This is a genomic window from Ureaplasma ceti (assembly GCF_040369755.1).
GTDB lineage: Bacteria > Bacillota_I > Bacilli_A > Mycoplasmatales > Mycoplasmoidaceae > Ureaplasma > Ureaplasma ceti.
The window spans coordinates 171,809-189,930 of the sequence record NZ_BAABQM010000002.1; the positions used below are offsets into that span (position 1 = coordinate 171,809).

The following is an 18,122-nucleotide window of genomic DNA, read 5'->3' on the forward strand; positions in this document are numbered from 1 at the left end:
TGTTTAAAATAGAAGAATAATTATTAATATACGGAGGCCACAAATATGGTGAAATTATATGATTCAAAAACAAATAATTTAATAGAACTAAACGAAGAAGAAATCTCAATTTATAATTGTGGACCCACAGTTTATAATCACATTCATATCGGAAACGCAAGACCATTAATTACATTTGACGTCTTAAACAGATTGTTATTAAAATTAGGTAAAAAAGTCACTTATGTTTTAAACATTACTGACATTGACGACAAAATTATTAACGAAGCTTTAAAACAAAATATGGCTGAGTTAGATTTATCAAACCACTATACAGAAGAATATTTAAAGATCAAAGCTGCTTTAAATACCTTACCAATGACTAACCCTAAAGTGAGTGAAAACATTGCGGGTATTATTGAATACATCGCTCAATTAGTGGATAACGGCTCAGCTTATGTGGTTGATGGTGACGTTTACTTTGACACTACTAAAAACCCAAATTATGGTAGTATCTCAAAAAGAAAACCGGATGAATTGCTAGAAGGTGCCAGAGTTGAAAAAGACTTAAAGAAAAGACACCCAAACGATTTTGTGTTGTGAAAAAAGACTGACAAGGGTATCCAATGAGATACTGAATGATGTCGTGGTAGACCAGGTTGACACACAGAATGTGCTTATTTAATTCATAAACTAATTGGTAACCAAGCAACAATTCACGGTGGGGGCATGGATTTAAAATTCCCACACCACGAAAACGAAAATGCACAAAACGAAGCTTTATACGGTTGCTCATTAGCCAAAGTCTGAATGCATGTTGGGATGATTAACATCAATAACGAAAAGATGTCTAAATCATTAAACAACTTCATTTTAGTTAAAGACATCTTACAAGAATACACATACCAAGCTTTAAGATGATTCTTCTACCAAGCCAACTTCTCTAATCCATTAAACTACTCAAAAGAAGTGATGGATTCAATGGAAAGTGAAGTGAATAAGTTTAAAACTTCACTAAACCAAGCTAGAAACTTCATGTTAATCAACGGAATTGATTACAGCATTAACCCAGAAACAATTAATCCCGAAATTATCAACTTCTTATCAGATAACTTAAACGTTAATAATGCAATTACAGTTATTTACGACATTAACAAACGTTTAAACATTGCTATTAGAAATAAACAAGCTGAAGAAGTAAAAAATCTTTACTTTGAATTACTAAACGGTTTAGATCTTTTAGGTATTAATTTCCCTAACTTACATACAGCAGAAGTTAACGAATTAGTTTTAGCTTGAAACACAGAAATGAAAGCTAAAAATTACAGTAAGTCTGATGAAATCAGACAAGAATTAATCAAAAAAGGTGTTATGTAATGAATCAGAATTACTACTTTGGTAAAAAGGCGTTGTTAGACGCTTTAAACCATAACCAAGAAATTATCCAAGTTTACTTATCTAAAGCTAACGCTAACTTGCTAAGAGAACTGCAAGTTAAAAACATTAAGGTGGAATTCAAAGATGCCAAATTCTTTAGTCAATTCAACACTGAATTAAACCACCAAGGTATTGCTTTTTTAATTAAACAAAAAGCTAAATTAAACTTCAAACAGTTAATGAACCATTTAGAAGCGCAAACTTCTTCTATCGTGTTAATTTTAGATAGTATTGAAGACCCAAGAAACTTCGGGGCTATCTTAAGAACTTGCGATGCGTTCAAAGTAGATGCTATTTTCTACAAAAAGAACAACCAAGTCGGTATTACTGATTTAGTTAATAAAGTTAGTATGGGTGCCAGTAACTATTTAAATACATGTGAAGTTGCTAACTTAACACAAACTATTGAAAGCTTACAAAAACAAGGTTACTGAGTGTATGCCACTACTTTAAATGACAAAGCAATTCCGTACTTCAAAGAAAAGTACCCAGCCAAAGTGGCAGTAGTTGTCGGTAACGAAGATAAAGGCGTGAGTCCATTAGTGATTAAAAACTCAGACATGAGCATTTACATTCCAATGTTCGGACACGTACAATCTTTAAATGTATCTGTGGCAACAGCGATTGTATTAAGCCACTTATCAATGCTTAAAAATAACTAACCACATTAGGAAAACAAATTAAATAAATTGAGACTCACCGCTCAATTTATTTTTTTATACTGATGGTAGAAATAAGGAGGTACCACCCATGACCCTTATCACATTATCAGAACCCTATACATCCGCTTGAGAACAAGAAATAAACCGGTTGTATAGTTTATACCATGATAGCTTAGTCAATTTAGCCCACTATATTATTAGGCACAATTTGTATTACTTAAACTTCCACGCCGATGATTTAGAGTGTGAGGTGTTAGCTTCAATTAAGCAGCTGAGAAAAATTAACCCTACCACTTTAGAAAAATATGGCACTTATAATGTTTTAAAGAAAATTTTTGTCAGAAACATTATTGGCCTAAACCGGCATTACTTAACTTATAAACACCGTATTTTAACCACCTGTTATAACGAAGGTGATTGTAACCACAGTAACTTAATGGCGCAAAGTATCTGCCCTCATGAACATTTCAATCTCCACTTTGATTATGAAATGGTGATGCATAAATTACAGCAACAGTTAAAAAATACTAAAGCATTTCAAACTTTTGAATTATATCTACATGGTAAAAAAGTGCAAGAGATTACTCAATTAACCCATCTCAACAAAAAACAAGTTTATAACCACTTAGCTAATATCAAAAGATATTTGCAAACGAAATTTAAAAGAGAATTCTTTAATTAACAAATTATCTTAATTTAGAATGTTCTTTTTTTCCGTTTATAAAGATTGAGAAAACGACTGATTAAATTTCTATCGTTCATAAAATCATATATAATTTTTAAAAAAGGGGCTTGGCTCCTTTTTTTTAAATGTAAAAGGAGGTTCATTCATGTCGTCGGTAAGCATGAAAACCGCTAAAAAAATTGGCCTTTTTGCTGCTATCAGCGTTTTAATTGGTTCAATTATTGGAATTGGTATCTTTTTTAAAAATGGTACCGTATTCGCAAATAACGATAATAACGGAATCGGAGTTTTAATTTCTTGAATCTTAGCTTCCGTTATTGCTCTGACCACTGCGTTCTCATTTGCAGAAATCGGTTTTAACCACAGAGATGGAGCTGGGTTAGCTGGTTGTGTTGGTAGAATGTACGGTCACAAATTTGAAAGATTTATTTCGTTTAATAATAGTTTCTTTTATTTTGCTATTTTAAACCTTTCAATCGCTATTTTTAGTGCCGAAGCTATCGTTAATATCTTTGATAATAGCGGTAGTATCAAAATGCACATGGGTTGAGTGATGTTAATCGCTCTAGCCTTAATTGTCATCTTTGTCTTATTTAACTATTTATCACTTAAGTGATCAAACAGATTCCAAATGGCTACAACTATATTAAAGTTCATTCCTTTAATTATGGTTGCTGTTGCCGGAATCGCTTACGGGGCAATGCACCCAACTGCTTCATTATTTACAAATGGTAAAGCTGGTCCTTTATCAGTGAACGGAATTCTTTCTTCAATTCCAGCCATTTTATTTGCATACGACAGTTTCTTAGGAGTTGCTTCTCTTCAAGGAGAAATGGAAAATCCTAAGAAAAAAGTTCCTTTAACTATTATTTTAGGGATGGGGATTTGTATCGCATTCTACTTATTAGTTACAGTCGGTCAAATCATGGTATCTCAAGGTTCAGCTTACGCTGTCTTTGAAAAGGTACTAGAACATAACCAAAAAGCTGCTTATGCTTTACGGGTTATTATTTCAGTCTTCATCCTAATTTGTGTTTTAGGAGTATTAAACTCTCTTGTTTTAGTAGGTTTAAGAACCTACCAATACAGTATCCAATACAGAATTTTCTACGGATACTGATGATTTAATAGATTTAGTAATAAAAACATGAAAGCCGGAATGTTAATTGCATTACTTATTTACGGCTTCTGGTGAACAGTCTTCTTAATTCCATCTGCAATTTTAAATACAGATGCCTTTGTCGACGGTTTCAGTAACTTCCCAACACTATTCATGTTCGCGATTTACGGAACTGTAATTTTAAAAGGTTGAATTAACAGATTCTCTAAAAAAGTTCACGTTACTAAAATGCCTGGATTTATTTGAATTGCACCAATCGCAGTGTTAGGTTGTTACTTAGCCTTCGGTTACCAATTCTTCTACTTCTTTAGTATTAAAGCTTTCATTGATCCAATGGCTATTGTTAACTGAGGATTATTCTCACAAGGCGGCTTTGTGACAAGAGCATACATGTCAGCAATTTGCTTCTTTGTGATGATTGCTGTCTTCGTACTAACACCGTTCATCAACGACGCTTTCTTAAAATTAAAGTACAATAAAATAGATCAACACAAAATTCTTTCAAAGGAATTACTAGTTTAATATGGCTAAAAAAGTTACATTAGTTTGTGAAATTTGTTTAGGACGTAATTACCATACATCTAAAAATCAGTACAAAACTGAACGTTTAGAATTAAAAAAATTCTGTCCCAACTGTAACGCAGTTACTTTACACAAAGAAACGCGTTAATCCATAAAACTATTTTTATCAGGAGACTTAGAAGACTTACATGAAAGATAAAGTTAAACGTCGTCGTATCTTAGAAGAAAGAAAAAATCGTCATTCTAAAAAAGTTGATGAAAAACAACTTAAAGAAGAAGAGATTGAAGCAAACAGACAAAGACAAGAATACGAAGAAAGAAAATTAGATTTCGAAGCGTTAGAAATTTTAAGAAAAAAAATTGAGCTAGCGAAAGAACACAACAGTGAATTAGATAAAAAATTCCAAACAAGGGAACATGAGTTTCAAGACCATAAGGCCTTTGTGGAAGCATTTAAAGAAAACAAAGCTAAAAGACAGTTGGTTATTGACAAGTTAGAACTTGACTATGAACAACAAAAAGAAGCTTATAACTTTAAATGAGAAGTCGGTAGCTTTAAATTTAAAAGATGATTCTTCGGAATGGGAAAAGAATTTAGTCGGGTAAGTTGAGCTAATAAAAGAGAAGTGTGAGAGGGATTCTTAATTGTAGTCTCTATTGTCATCTTCTTAGCGTTAGTCTTCTTAGCTATTGAGGCTATTTTCTCTGTCGGATTATTCCACAGTTAATTAAAATCGAGGTAAAAATTATGTCTAAATTAGAAATTAGCCCGATTACTGGGCCGCAATGATACATTATTACAGCAGTAAGTGGAAACGAAGATTCTGTAGTAAACAACTTAAAAGGTAAAATTGCATCTTACGGTTACTCTGATAGAGTTGAAGATATTAAAATTATCAAAGAAAAAGTTGTAACCATTGAAGAATTTAACGTTGACAATGCACCTGCTAGCTTAGGTAGAAAACAAAAAAACGTTATTTGAAAAACAATTGAAAAAAATGGTAAAACTGTTTACCAAAAAATTAAAACCGAAGAAAAGAACAAATTTAACGGTTATATTTTTATCAAAATGTTAATGGATGATGAAATTTGATTTATTATCCGTAACACTCAAATGGTCACAGGGATTATTGGTTCTTCTGGTAAGAACACTAAACCAATTCCAGTGTCATCTGAAGAAATTGAAAGAATTCTAAATGCTAACTCTGAAAATGCAGCTGAAATTATTGAAGCTGAAAAAGAACGTGGCAAAAACGTTATGAACGTTTACCAAGAAGCAGATGCAGTTATTTTAGAAACAAGTTTATATGAAGCGCCATTTGGTGTTGGCGCTCAAGTCAAAGTCATCGGTCAACACATGACTGGTGATGTCGGTTACGTTAGATCATTAAACGACAACAAAGGGATTGCTACTGTAGAACTAGAAATGTTCGGTAGAAACTCTTTAGTCGACTTTGACTATTCTGATCTAGAAGAAATCGAAGAATAAAAATAAATGATAACAAATCAACTAAATGTATTTATCAATATTCTGATACTTTTAGCTATTAGTGTAGGAGCGCCCACAATTGCGGTGGGAATTCTGGCGCTTTTCAAAATTAAAATTACAAAAAATAGTCGGATTTTCCTATACTCATTTGCTGCTGGAATTATTTTAATTCTAGGAACTATCGGCTTCATTGCTGAAGCTATTCATCATTCTAAAGAACACTTCTCTGATCCATCGAAGGCAATAAATATCCTTCAAGTTGTCGGTATCGTTGGTGGAGGTATGGCCCTTGGGCTAGGTGGTGTCTTGGGAATTAGATACCTAATCACTCGCAATAAACACGAGATTCATGAACATCATGAAATGCACGATCACAACGACCATATTTTCAACAGTAGTGACGTGGATAATAAAAAAATCAAATGACTTCCAATTCTATTACTTATCACGCATAGATGTGTGGATGGTATTACTTTAGGATTCATGGCTAATACTCACAGTGGTGCTATTGGCACCTTTGATAACTGGGGTATGATTATTGTTTTTGCGATTCATTTAATTCCGACAACAATTATTATTTACTTAATTCAATTAGATATTCAAGATGGTAAGAGATGAAAAGCCTTTTTAGTAACAGTCGGAATGCTGTTATTAATGGTACCGTTCACATTAATCGGGGGCTTCTTAATTACCAACATTCAAAAAATTTGATGATTAATGCCGTTACTATTCTCTATTTCTGGAGCAATCTTAACAATTATGTCAATTATGGAATTACTTCCAGAATTCATTCACTTCAGAAACAGTAAAACTAAAACCTGAATTGGGTCAATTGGTTTATTTGTAACAGGTATTCTTCTCGCAGTTATTTTAATTTGTATTCATACGCACTAAAATTATGACAGAACAAGAATTAATTTTAAGAACGAGCAAATTATTGAACTTATCAGAAAAACAGGTAACGGTTACTCTTTCCTTATTAAAGGACGGGGCAACCGTTCCTTTTATCTCTCGTTACAGAAAAGAGTTAACACACAACTTAAACGAAGACCAAGTTCAAGCAATTTACGAAGTTTTTCAATACCAAAATAATTTACAAACTCGCAAAGAAGCGATTTTAAAAGCTTTAGACACTAAAGGAATATTAACTCCTGAACTTAGTCAAAATATCAATCAAGCTGAACGTTTAAGTGAGTTGGAAGCTATTTATAAACCTTATAAAGATAACAAAAAAACAAGAGCTTCCATGGCGATTGCAAAAGGTTTAGAACCATTAGCACAATGAATCTTACATTACGACTCTAAAGCAGGCGACTTATCAATTTATGCTAAAAAGTTTTTAAACGCTGAAGTCACTTCTGTTCAAGAAGCTATTAACGGAGCTTTAGATATTATTGCACAGATGGTAGCTTTAAATTCTCAGTTAAGAGAAACGTTAAAAACTACTATTACGAAATATGCCGTACTAGAAACTAAGCTGAAACCGAAAGCTGAAGACGAAAACGAAACTTATAAAGTTTATTATGACTTCAGAAAAAAATTAACTAGCCTATCTAGTTATCAAGTAATGGCGATTAATCGTGGGGAAAAAGAAAAAATCTTAGCAGTAAAACTAAACTATAAATATGATTTTTGTTTAGCAAAAGCGCAAAGAATTTTCTGTAGACCTTTTAAACATTCCATCAATGATTACATTAACCAAGCAATCGAAGATGGCTTTAAGAGATTATTGATTCCCTCTATCGAAAATGCGGTAATGAACGAAATTACTGAACAAGCTGAAGAAATTTGCGTTAACCGTTTCGGTCAAAACTTACAACAACTCCTATTACAAGCACCAATTAAAAATAAAAATGTTTTAGGCTGAGACCCAGGTTTTAGAACTGGTTGTAAGTTAGCTGTGGTTTTACAAAATAACGAAATGCAAACTGTCGATGTGGTTTATCCGTTTGAAAAAAACCATATTTCTGCAGACGAAACTGTGGTTAATTTAATCACAAAATACCAAATCGAAATCATTGCAATTGGTAACGGTACTGCTTCTAGAGAAAGTGTTGATTATATTTCTCAACTTATTAAACAATACCATTTAAACGTGGAATACTGTGTAGTAAGTGAAGCCGGCGCTTCTGTGTATTCAGCCAGTAAAATAGCCCAAACAGAGTTCCCGGACTTACCGTTAGAAAAACGTTCAGCTATTTCTATTGCTAGAAGAATTATTGATCCGCTAGCAGAATTAATTAAAATCCCTAGCTTATCAATTGGTGTGGGCCAATACCAACATGATTTGCCTGAAAAATCTTTAAATAACAAAATTGATTATGTGGTTGAAAAAACTGTCAACTTAGTCGGCGTTGACGTTAATACTGCCTCAGAAATCTTGTTAACTCATATTTCAGGTTTAAACGCTAGCTTAGCTAAAAATATTGTGGCTTACCGTAATAAGCAACAAAAAATTACTACTCGTCAGGAGTTAAGTAAGATTAAAGGTTTCAGTGACCAAAAGTTCTTGCTTTCTGCTGGTTTCTTAAGAATCGTAGGTTCAGAACCATTAGACATGACTAGCATTCACCCTGAAAGTTATAGTGTCGCTTACCAGTTATTAAACTTATTAGGTTTAAGAATTCAAGATATCAACACTAAAGCCTTTAAAGATAGTTTAAAGAGCGTTAATCCCGAAGTATATCTAAATACCTTAAAGACTGATATTTTTACGTTAAAAGATATCATTAAAGCGTTATTAGAGCCGTTAAGAGACTACCGTGACAGTTATGATCAACCGATTTTAAGAAAAGATATTTTAAAACTAGAAGATTTACAAGTGGGCACTAAATTACAAGGTGTCGTGAGAAATATTTTAGAATTTGGTGCATTTATTGATTTAGGCATTAAAGAATCAGGCTTATTACACGTGTCTCAAATCCCACAATTAAAAGCAAATAATAATTTAACAATTTACGATGTTTTAGAGGTGGGACAAATTATCAATGTGAGCGTTTTAAGTATTGATTTAAAAACTAGAAAAATTCAATTAGCTCGTGACTAATCAACCAAATTAGATAAAAAAATACCGAACCAATTTAACCTGGTTCGGTATTTGTATTGTGCAAAATTAGATGTCTTGTTCTCCGTAGAATTGTGAGTTAAATAATTGTGCATAGAAGCCTTCGGCATCTAATAATTCTTGGTGAGTACCTCTTTCAATAATGTGACCGTCTTTTAAAACTAAAATTTGGTCAGCGTTTTGAATTGTTGATAATCTGTGGGCAATAACAAATGAAGTTTTGTTTTTCATTAATCTTAACATTGCGTTTTGAATTTCTAATTCAGTCTTAGTATCGATTGATGAAGTAGCTTCATCTAAGATTAAAACGTTAGATGGTGCTAAAGCTGCTCTAGCAATTGCTAGTAATTGTCTTTGACCTTGAGATAAACTTTCACCGTTATCAGTTAAGACAGTATCATAACCGTGCGGTAATTGCATGATGAAGTTATGTGCGTTAGCAATTTTAGCTGCTTGAATAATTTCTTCATCAGTGGCTTTCATATTACCGTAGCCGATGTTAGTCTTGATTGATTCATTAAATAAGTAAGTATCTTGTAACACGATAGAAACATTATTTCTCATTGATTCTTTTGTCACTGATTTAATTGATGTTGAACCACCCATTAAGATGTCACCATCTTCAATGTCATAGAACTTTGTTAACAAGTTAATAAATGTTGATTTACCTGAACCGGTTGGACCAACGATGGCAATAGTTTGACCTTGTTTTACATCGATGTTAATGTCATGTAAAATTTGTTTGTCTTTAACATAGCTAAAGTTTAAGTTTTCTACTTTAACTGAACCATCTGTTTCAATATATTCTGGTTTTTGGAATGGTTTAATATTAATACCATCCATTAATTCAGAAACTTTTTTATTAGAAATATCTTCAGCTTCAGTTTCTTTAGATCAAGCATCTGATAATTCATTTAAGTCAGCTTGACGTTTAGCGTCATGTTGTCCTTCTAAAGCAATTGATAAAATAACGTGTTCGTATGGTGTTACTTCATCCATTTCTTTGAATACAGTAAAGGCACGGTTTGCACCTGCTAAAGCCATTTGTAATAAGTTACTAATGTTACCTACTTGAGCAAATGGTCTTAGGAAGGCTGAAGCCATAATTGTAAATGTTGCAATTACAGCAATCCCTGACATGTAATGAATCATTTGTGCGTTGTGTGCTTGCATTGGCGCTAATTGACTTGCCGGTGGCATGTGTGCACCTTGAACGTTTGGTAATGTTACTCCAGCAAATGAAATTCCTTTAATTACAAACACAATACCAATAACTGTTACAGCCATTGTAACAAGGTTAGTAAAGAAGTTTGTGTAAGGGAAAATAATTGATGACATTCCTTGAGAACGTTTAGTAACATTGTTTAATTTTTTGTTGATTTGTTCAAATTTTTCGTTAGCTAATTCTTCTTCATTAAATAATGTAATGATGTTTTGTCCTGAAACCATTTCTTCAACAAACCCATTCATTTCTCCAAGAGTTGATTGTGTTTGTTTAAATAATGGTTGTGATTTTCTTGTAATAAACATAATTGGCACAAAAATTAATGGTAATAAAGCCAATGTAATTAAAGCTAAGTAAGCACTCATTAAGAACATTGAAATTAGCATTGAAACTGCCATGAACATAGCATTTAATAATGTTGCAATATTTTGTGATAATCCGTTTGTAACGTTGTTAATATCGTTAGTAAACTTAGACATTAAATCACCTGATGAATTTTGGTCAAAATATTTAACAGGTAATTTTTGAATTTTTTTGAATAATTTTTGTCTAATCTTATAACCGATGTTTTGTGATAATTTAATGCAGTATCTATTTTGTAATCACATTAAGAATGCCATCACTAAATAGAACACTAATAAAACAATTGCATAAACTGATAATACGTTAAAGTTTGATCAATCAATATCTACAACATGTGGATTATGTGGGTCTGGAATTTGTGATAAAGCCACTAATTGCGTTAAGGATTTTAAACCAAATGTAGCAAGTGAGTTTAACACAGTAATACAGATTGTAGAAATAATTAAGAAAATTAAGATCGCTTTGTAATCTCTGATGAAACTAAAGATAGTTCTAATGGCTTCTCTAGCTTCTTTTTTGTTGTACATTCTTCTTCTTCTCTTAATAATTTTTTCCATCTTTGGACTCAAACAATTTGTTTGAATTTGGTTATGGTCTAATAAATAGAAGAATTTTTCTGGATTATTTTGAATTAATTCGTTATATTGATCACTTAGTTGTTGGTTAGGTGATACGAACGGTTGTCTATTGCGCAAGCTCATTTCTTACCCCTTCTTCACCTAATTGTGATAAGGCGATGTCTAAGTATTCTTTACAGTTGTTTAATAATTCTTTATGTGAACCATCACCAACGATTTGTCCCTTAGATAATACTAAGATTCTGTCGGCATCTTTTACTCCAGAAATTCTTTGACCTACAACAATTGTAGTTCTGTTGTGGTTTGTTTTTTTGATGTATTCGTTAACTTTTCTTTCAGTAATCATATCTAATGCTGAAGTTGATGAGTCCAAGATTAAAATCTTTGGCTTACCAATTAAAGCTCTAGCAATTGCTAATCTTTGTTTTTGACCACCAGAGAAGTTTCTTGCACGTTGTTCTACAACTGAATCGAAACCAGCTTCTTTTGAGTTAACAAATTCCATCGCTTGTGCACCTTCACAAGCTTCAATCATGTCTGCTTCTGTAGCATCATGTTTACCATATTTCAAGTTGCTACCGATGGTACCTGAGAATAAAGTTACTTGTTGTGGTGACATTGAAATATCTTTTCTTAAACTTTTTTGGTTGATGTCTTTTACGTTTTCGTCAGAGACAATAATTTCTCCTTCTTTAACGTCATACATTCTTGCAATCAATGAAACAAAAGTTGATTTACCTGAACCAGTTTCACCGATAATACCAATAGTTTGGTTTGGATCAATTTTTAAGTTGATGTCTTTTAAGACATATTCAGAAGTGTCTGAATATCTGAAATTTACATGTTTAAATTCGATTGATGGATTTTCAATTGAAGCTCCATCTTCTTTGTAAGTGATTGATGATTTATGTAACATCACTTCTTTAATTCTGTGAGCTGATGATAACGCGATACCCATTTGTAAAATTACGTTAATCAATAAAACCATTCCTAATAAAATGAATGATGAAATTGACATTAAAGTACCGACGTTAGCTACTGTAATCGCTTTAGTTGGTGTCCCAACTCAAAGAATCGCTACAATCGCTCCGCTCATTACGAAGTTAATAATTGGCACTAAAATCATGCCGATTAAATAACCTTTTTCAGTAATTTTGTACATCTTAGTGTTAACTTTTTCAAATCTTTCAATTTGGTTTTCACTCAAGTTGAATGATTTCACAACTCTAACACCTAAAACGTTTTCTCTCATGACTGAGTTTACATCATCGGTTGCATATTTAGCTTGTCTAAAGTATTTAGCAGCGTAAACTACGATGATAATCAGTGTTACTAATAACACTAAACTTAAGATAACCATTAATACTGGTACTGATCATGGTTGTGAATTAAATGAATGGTTTGTGCAAACAACAACGATTGTTCCAATAATACCACCCACGTATAACATAGTTGCTCTTACCCCAATTCTGAAAATTGAGTTGAAAGAGGCTTGTAAGGTTTGTGTATCAGTTGTAAATCTAGTAATTAAAGATGAAGTCTTAAATTGTTCTAAATCAGCAAAAGATAAACCTTGGACTTTTCTGTATAAGTCACTTCTAATTTTAGTTGTCATCATTACTGCTAATCTAGCAGCAACAGAAGCAGCTAACATACCAGCAACTACTTCGATTAAACAAGCCGCAAACATTAAGGCCATAACGATTAATGTATAGTGAATTCCACCGGTATATAAATCCGAATAATGAACACCTTCAATTATTCCAGGACCATGTACATTCGGACTTGCTGCCATATCAACTAACACATTGTTCATTGACGTTAATAATAATGGAATGATAACATCCATCGCCACTTGAGCAATCATTAGGAAAATTGATAGGAAGAACCAACCTAAAATTTTACCTTTTAGGGAGTTCCTAATCAGATATCTCATGTTTTTTCCTTTCTAAAGTTATTAACTAATACTTATTAATCTCTCTGGAAAGGTCCCGTTTTTTCATATCTTCTCTCTTATCAAATAATTTTTTACCACGTGCCAAAGCAATTTCAATTTTAATCTTTTGGTGGTTTCAATACACTTTGGTCGGAATCATTGTTAAACCCGCTTTTTGTGATTGGAATACCAACTTTTGAATTTCTTTTTTATGCAAGAGTAGTTTTCTTGTCCGATAAGGATCGACATTGAATTGGTTACCCTCTTCAAAAGGCGAAACATGCATATTGATTACAAATAGTTCGCCCTTAGAATAAGTAATGTATGCTTCGTTAATCGAAGCTTGCGAATGAGAAATTGATTTAACCTCAGTTCCTGACAAAACCATTCCGGCCTCATATGTATCTAAAATTTCATAATTTCTGAACGCATTTTTATTTGTAATTAATGACATAAAATTCGCTTCCATTTCTATGATTAAGTATTGTCAAACTACCTAACTCGTCTAGTAGATAATTTAACTAATTATTCTACTTGAATTAATAGTTATTTCCCCAAAGAAACACTATTTTTTAAAATAAAAAATATTTATAAAAAACGTCTTTTTTACACTTACACAAAATAAAAAGATAGGTCTCTTACTTGGAGTTTTGTGTTAGGACTGATATAACTTAAAGGAAGGTTAACAAACTTATGAAAAGTTGAAAAGAATTTTTTATTAATTATTATGAATCTAACGAAGATTACTATTTAAACAACGAATGAGATAAATGTTACTTATTAAAAACGCATACAGATAAGCAATTATTGAATTACATTAAACAACAAATAGATGATAGTAGAGTCTATTATCGTCGGTTAGTTAAGGCACGTGCTAACTGCTTGTACGCTTTAGTACTTACCTTATTTTCAGTAGCGATTGGTTCTGTTTTAGTGAGTGATAATAACAACTTTGGATTTTTCTTTATCGCTTTAGGTTGTTTAATTTTTGTACTTGCACCATTTTTTTATATCTTGTACTTAATATTGTTGTCTAAACAACTGTTTCTAAAAAATGATGTGCAAGACATCAATGTTTTATTGAACAAGATTTTAGCAGTCACTGACCAAATTCCACCCACACAATTAGCCAGTCCTTTAGTTTCTTTTTGAAAAATGAAAAATACTTTTCAATTTAATCAACAAATTAATTCATTGTTCTTTATAATCAATTCATGCGATTATTAACTGTTACAGATGGTTAACTTAAGTCTTTAGTGATTTAGTCACTAGAGACTTTTATTTACCGTTTAAACCTTAAAATATAAGTAACGTTATATTAAAGGACTAAAAAATATGCAAAAATTATCATTAAAAACAGAATATGCTTTTGGCATCGATTCTTTACAAACTTTAAGCGATTATTTACTAAAGCACGAACATAAAAAAGTATTGCTAGTTTGTGGCAAACATTCCATTAAAGTAAGTGGACTATTTGATGAAATTAGTAACTTATTAGCTCAAAACCACATTGAAATGGTAACTTATTTCGGCATTAAAGGTAACCCTGAAGATACTGATGTAATGAAAGCGGCTGAACTTGGCTTCAACGAACAAGTAACCGCAATTATTGCTGCCGGTGGAGGCTCTGTTATGGACTCCGCTAAAATTATTGGTATTATGATTGCTAACAGAAATATTCCTAGCGTAAGAGCCTTAAATGATAATTATCAATTAGCTCAAAATCCGTGTTTACCAATTGTTGCTATTCCCACAACCGCTGCAACAGCTAGTGAAAATAACGGTAATTCAGTAATTAATTTAACTGATGGAGCTAAAGTGGAAAAAATGCCTTTCTGATTTGCATCCGGTATTCCACAATTAGCAATTGAAAATAGTCAATATATTGGTAGCAATAGTGATTGAAACTTAGCTTCAGGTATGTTTGATATCGTAGCCCATATCATAGACCAATATTTAGGTGTAAAAACTTTTGGTTGAACTCAAGAATACTTATTCGCTAATTTAAGAAACTTATTAAAATACGCAAGAAGATATTTAAACGACCGTCACGATACAGAAGCTGCTGATAACGTTTTATGAACATCTACTATGGCATTAAACGCATTCACTTCTTTTGGTGGTCAACAAGACTGAAACCTACACTGTATGGAACATGAATTATCAGCCAAATGAGATGTAACTCATGGAGCTGGTTTAGCTTTATTAACACCAACCTATTTAAGGGTTTGTTTAGAATTAGGTGATAAATATCGTGTTAAACTAACCACTATGGCTCAAGAAGTCTTTAAAGTAGACACACCAGAAGCTATGATCACAGCATTAGAACAATTTATCCGTGATTTAGGTTTACCAATTAATTGACTAGAATTGAACAATATGGACCATAATCCAACTAATGCTGAAATGCGCGAAATTGCTCATTATGTTGGAACTATGCCAAGAAATAAAGAGTTATACGTAAACTTAACTGAAGATTTAATCTACGAAATCTTAACTAGAGTACCAAGAAACTAAGAAAAAAATACTAACGACTTTCTGAGTAATTCAGAAAATCAGTTAGTATTTTTCTTTATTAATTTACTAATTTAAAGTCAATCTTACGGTCTTGTTTACTTGCAGAAACCACTTTAATTCTTACTTCTTGGCCTAAAGTGAATTTTCTACCAGTACGGTTACCAATTAACATCATTGTTTCTTCGTTGTATTTGTAGAAGTCATCAGTGATGTTTTTAATTGAAACTAAACCTTCGATTGTGTTTTCAAGTTCCACAAAGAATCCAAATGAAGTTACAGCAGAGATTACCCCGTTGTATTCTTCACCAATTCTAAACGACATGTATTCTGCAAATTTAGCAGCGTTTACATCTCTTTCAGTAGTGACTTGTCTAGCTTCACACAAGTTACATCTGTCAGCAATTTCGTTTAAACTTGATTTTAATTCAGCTCTTTGAGCGTCAGTATAACGTTCTTTATCAAACATGTACATTCAGAATAATCTATGCACGATTAAGTCAGAATATCTTCTAATTGGTGAGGTAAAGTGTGTATAGTTTTCTAACGCTAAACCAAAGTGACCGATGTTTTCAGTTGAGTATTTTGCCTTTTGCATTGAACGTAACAATAACTTATTTAACAATGATAATTTTGGTGAATCTTTATTAGCTTCAATTCAACCAGCAATTTGTTTTGAATTTAAGTTATCGTAGTCGATATCAATTTTGAAACCTAATTTCTTCGTTTCGATTAAGAACATACCAATTTTCTTTAAATCAGGTTTATCGTGAGTTCTGTAAATGAATGGTAAGTCATTTTCTTGTGCGTAACGAGTGACTGTTTCGTTCGCAGCTACCATGAAGTCTTCAATCATTTTTTGAGCAGTACCAGTTGTTTTGATTACGATGTCTACTGGCACACCTTTTTCATCTTGTACGATTGAAGCTTCTTTAATATCAAACTCAATGTAACCTTGTTGTTCTTTTCTGTGTCTTAAGATTTCGTGTAGTTGTTTAGCTTCTGATAATTGTTGGTAAACATCAGAAGGAATACTTGGATTAGTTTTTGCATTATTAAAGAAATCGTTTACTTCATCGTAACTGAATCTGTAGTGGTTTCTCATAATTGCTGGATAAACATCTCATCACATGATCCGTCCATCAATGTCCACAATCATGTCACAAGTAATACACATCTTATCTTCATTAGGGTTTAATGAACATAAGTTATCTGAAATATTATGCGGTAACATTGGAATTACCCGGTCCACTAAGTAAACAGATGTTCCTCTGTCAAACGCTGAATCGTTTAACGGAGTGTCTGGTTGAACATAAGCTGATACGTCAGCAATCGATACTCCTAAGAAGTATTTACCATTTGCTAATCTTTCTACATAAACAGCGTCATCTAAGTCTTTAGAAGAAGCTGGGTCAATTGACACAATCTTTCTATCTGTAATATCACGTCTTACTTGTCTGTCGTGATCAGTGATTTCAAATTTTAATGTTTTGGATTGAGCCACTGCTGTTTTGTCGAAGTCAATTGGAACACCGTTATCGTATACGATTGATTCAATGTCGACCCCGATATCATTTGCGTGTCCTAAAATTCTAGACACAGTTCCGTAAGCTTTTTTGTCATCGAAGTGTGCGAACTTAATTAAGATTTTTTCGCCATCCACTAAGCCTGAAATTGAATCTAATTCAATTTCTAAATGGAACTTAGCGTCGTCAGGAATAACTTCATAACTGTTATCTGCGTAGTTAATTTTAATCGTTCCGACAATAAAGTCTTTACTTCTTTCACAAACTTCTAGAACCGCTGCTTCTAAATGTCCTCTCGGAGTTGGTTCTTTTTGTAATAAAGCAAATTTAACAATGTCGTTTCTTAAAGCACTACCTACATGTCTTTTATTAACGTAATAATCTACTTCAGAATCATCTTCTAAAATTCTTTTGATAAAACCATCACCGACTGAATTGATGGAAATTACACCTTCATAAACAACAGACATATCAATTGGTGCATCAATGTACCCTAAGACATATTTGTCGTCGTAAAGTTTTTTCAACTCTTCGTTTTTTTCCATTAAATCAATACAAGTATAAATTTCTCTTTTGTTTACACCGTAATGGTTATTCATTACGTTTCTTACAATAATTCCTGCAGGAATTTTGCGATTACCATCATCTTTAATTGTTTGGATGATGTATTCTCTAATTTTCTCTAAATTTGCCATTATTTCACCGTAAAGTGAACCACGATTGCAATAATGATTAGTACTACTGTCATAATAAACATCAGTACTTGGAACCATTTAATTCAACCACGGTCCTTCGTCTTCTTAAAAATTTCTAAATCTTGACCAGCCAAAGTAGCTAAGCCACCACTTGAACCAGATTTAGACAGTAATAATCCGATAATTAAGCATAAAACCGCCATTATCGAACAAACAATTACAATTGCTAACATCTTGTGATAGTCTAAACCTTTCCTTGATAAAGTCTTACATTTTATTAATTATATATAAAAAAATAATCTACTATAATACGCGCGAAAAAAAGTG

The 18,122-nt window shown here is 32.4% G+C and carries 15 protein-coding genes and 2 pseudogenes; 11 read left to right on the top strand and 6 right to left on the bottom strand.

Going from position 1 to position 18,122, the window contains the following annotated elements; all coding sequences use genetic code 4:
• Positions 1 to 45 precede the first annotated feature (45 nt).
• The 9 genes from cysS to ABWU82_RS02125 all read left to right on the top strand — a co-directional run bounded on the left by cysS (position 46) and on the right by ABWU82_RS02125 (position 8,940).
• Positions 46 to 1,356, top strand: coding sequence for a cysteine--tRNA ligase (gene cysS, locus ABWU82_RS02085; protein ID WP_353289849.1), 1,311 nt, complete (start codon positions 46 to 48; stop codon positions 1,354 to 1,356).
• Positions 1,356 to 2,078 (top strand): 23S rRNA (guanosine(2251)-2'-O)-methyltransferase RlmB, encoded by a 723-nt coding sequence (gene rlmB / locus ABWU82_RS02090; RefSeq protein WP_353289850.1) that lies wholly within the window; start codon positions 1,356 to 1,358, stop codon positions 2,076 to 2,078. Before cysS ends, rlmB begins: the two co-directional genes overlap by 1 nt.
• A gap of 88 nt (positions 2,079 to 2,166) precedes the next feature.
• Positions 2,167 to 2,760: a hypothetical protein gene (locus ABWU82_RS02095; RefSeq protein ID WP_353289851.1), complete on the top strand. Its 594-nt coding sequence runs from the start codon at positions 2,167 to 2,169 to the stop codon at positions 2,758 to 2,760.
• Positions 2,761 to 2,908: 148 nt separating this feature from the next.
• Positions 2,909 to 4,405, top strand: coding sequence for an APC family permease (locus tag ABWU82_RS02100; protein WP_353289852.1), 1,497 nt, complete (start codon positions 2,909 to 2,911; stop codon positions 4,403 to 4,405).
• A 1-nt stretch (position 4,406) separates the two neighbouring features.
• Complete coding sequence (gene rpmG / locus ABWU82_RS02105) at positions 4,407 to 4,553, top strand: 50S ribosomal protein L33 (RefSeq protein WP_353289853.1); 147 nt, start codon at positions 4,407 to 4,409, stop codon at positions 4,551 to 4,553.
• A gap of 40 nt (positions 4,554 to 4,593) precedes the next feature.
• The gene (gene secE / locus ABWU82_RS02110) at positions 4,594 to 5,133 is read left to right on the top strand and encodes a preprotein translocase subunit SecE (RefSeq protein WP_353289854.1); all 540 of its coding nucleotides are present in this window, start codon (positions 4,594 to 4,596) and stop codon (positions 5,131 to 5,133) included.
• Between the two features lie 20 nt (positions 5,134 to 5,153).
• Positions 5,154 to 5,894, top strand: coding sequence for a transcription termination/antitermination protein NusG (gene nusG / locus ABWU82_RS02115; RefSeq protein WP_353289855.1), 741 nt, complete (start codon positions 5,154 to 5,156; stop codon positions 5,892 to 5,894).
• Positions 5,895 to 5,900: 6 nt separating this feature from the next.
• Positions 5,901 to 6,788, top strand: a complete 888-nt coding sequence (locus tag ABWU82_RS02120; protein ID WP_353289856.1) for a ZIP family metal transporter — start codon at positions 5,901 to 5,903, stop codon at positions 6,786 to 6,788.
• A 4-nt stretch (positions 6,789 to 6,792) separates the two neighbouring features.
• Positions 6,793 to 8,940 carry a Tex-like N-terminal domain-containing protein gene (locus tag ABWU82_RS02125; protein WP_353289857.1) on the top strand — a complete coding sequence of 716 codons (2,148 nt, stop codon included), beginning with the start codon at positions 6,793 to 6,795 and terminating at the stop codon, positions 8,938 to 8,940.
• Between the two features lie 66 nt (positions 8,941 to 9,006).
• Here the strand turns inward: ABWU82_RS02125 and ABWU82_RS03645 are convergent.
• From ABWU82_RS03645 to smpB, 4 genes and pseudogenes are all read right to left on the bottom strand, one after another.
• A pseudogene (locus tag ABWU82_RS03645) lies at positions 9,007 to 9,747 on the bottom strand (ABC transporter ATP-binding protein); the annotation flags it as partial.
• Positions 9,748 to 10,215: 468 nt separating this feature from the next.
• Positions 10,216 to 11,247: pseudogene (locus ABWU82_RS03650) on the bottom strand (ABC transporter permease); the annotation flags it as partial.
• Complete coding sequence (locus tag ABWU82_RS02135; RefSeq protein ID WP_353289859.1) at positions 11,231 to 13,060, bottom strand: ABC transporter ATP-binding protein; 1,830 nt, start codon at positions 13,058 to 13,060, stop codon at positions 11,231 to 11,233. The pseudogene ABWU82_RS03650 and the gene ABWU82_RS02135, both read right to left, overlap by 17 nt.
• 25 nt (positions 13,061 to 13,085) lie before the next feature.
• The gene (gene smpB / locus ABWU82_RS02140) at positions 13,086 to 13,514 is read right to left on the bottom strand and encodes an SsrA-binding protein SmpB (protein ID WP_353289860.1); all 429 of its coding nucleotides are present in this window, start codon (positions 13,512 to 13,514) and stop codon (positions 13,086 to 13,088) included.
• 239 nt (positions 13,515 to 13,753) lie between these two features.
• Here smpB and ABWU82_RS02145 point away from each other — a divergent pair, with 239 nt between their 5' ends.
• Entirely contained in the window at positions 13,754 to 14,287 is a 534-nt protein-coding gene (locus tag ABWU82_RS02145; RefSeq protein ID WP_353289861.1) for a hypothetical protein, read from the top strand.
• Between the two features lie 108 nt (positions 14,288 to 14,395).
• Positions 14,396 to 15,577 carry an iron-containing alcohol dehydrogenase gene (locus tag ABWU82_RS02150; RefSeq protein WP_353289862.1) on the top strand — a complete coding sequence of 394 codons (1,182 nt, stop codon included), beginning with the start codon at positions 14,396 to 14,398 and terminating at the stop codon, positions 15,575 to 15,577.
• Positions 15,578 to 15,635: 58 nt separating this feature from the next.
• On the opposite strand, the gene rnr is transcribed toward ABWU82_RS02150, so the two are convergent.
• Both rnr and secG read right to left on the bottom strand, forming a co-directional pair.
• On the bottom strand, positions 15,636 to 17,795 hold the full coding sequence (gene rnr, locus ABWU82_RS02155; protein WP_353289863.1) for a ribonuclease R: 2,160 nt from the start codon (positions 17,793 to 17,795) through the stop codon (positions 15,636 to 15,638).
• Positions 17,795 to 18,028 carry a preprotein translocase subunit SecG gene (gene secG / locus ABWU82_RS02160; RefSeq protein WP_353289864.1) on the bottom strand — a complete coding sequence of 78 codons (234 nt, stop codon included), beginning with the start codon at positions 18,026 to 18,028 and terminating at the stop codon, positions 17,795 to 17,797. The genes rnr and secG overlap by 1 nt, the downstream gene beginning before the upstream one ends.
• Positions 18,029 to 18,122 lie beyond the last annotated feature (94 nt).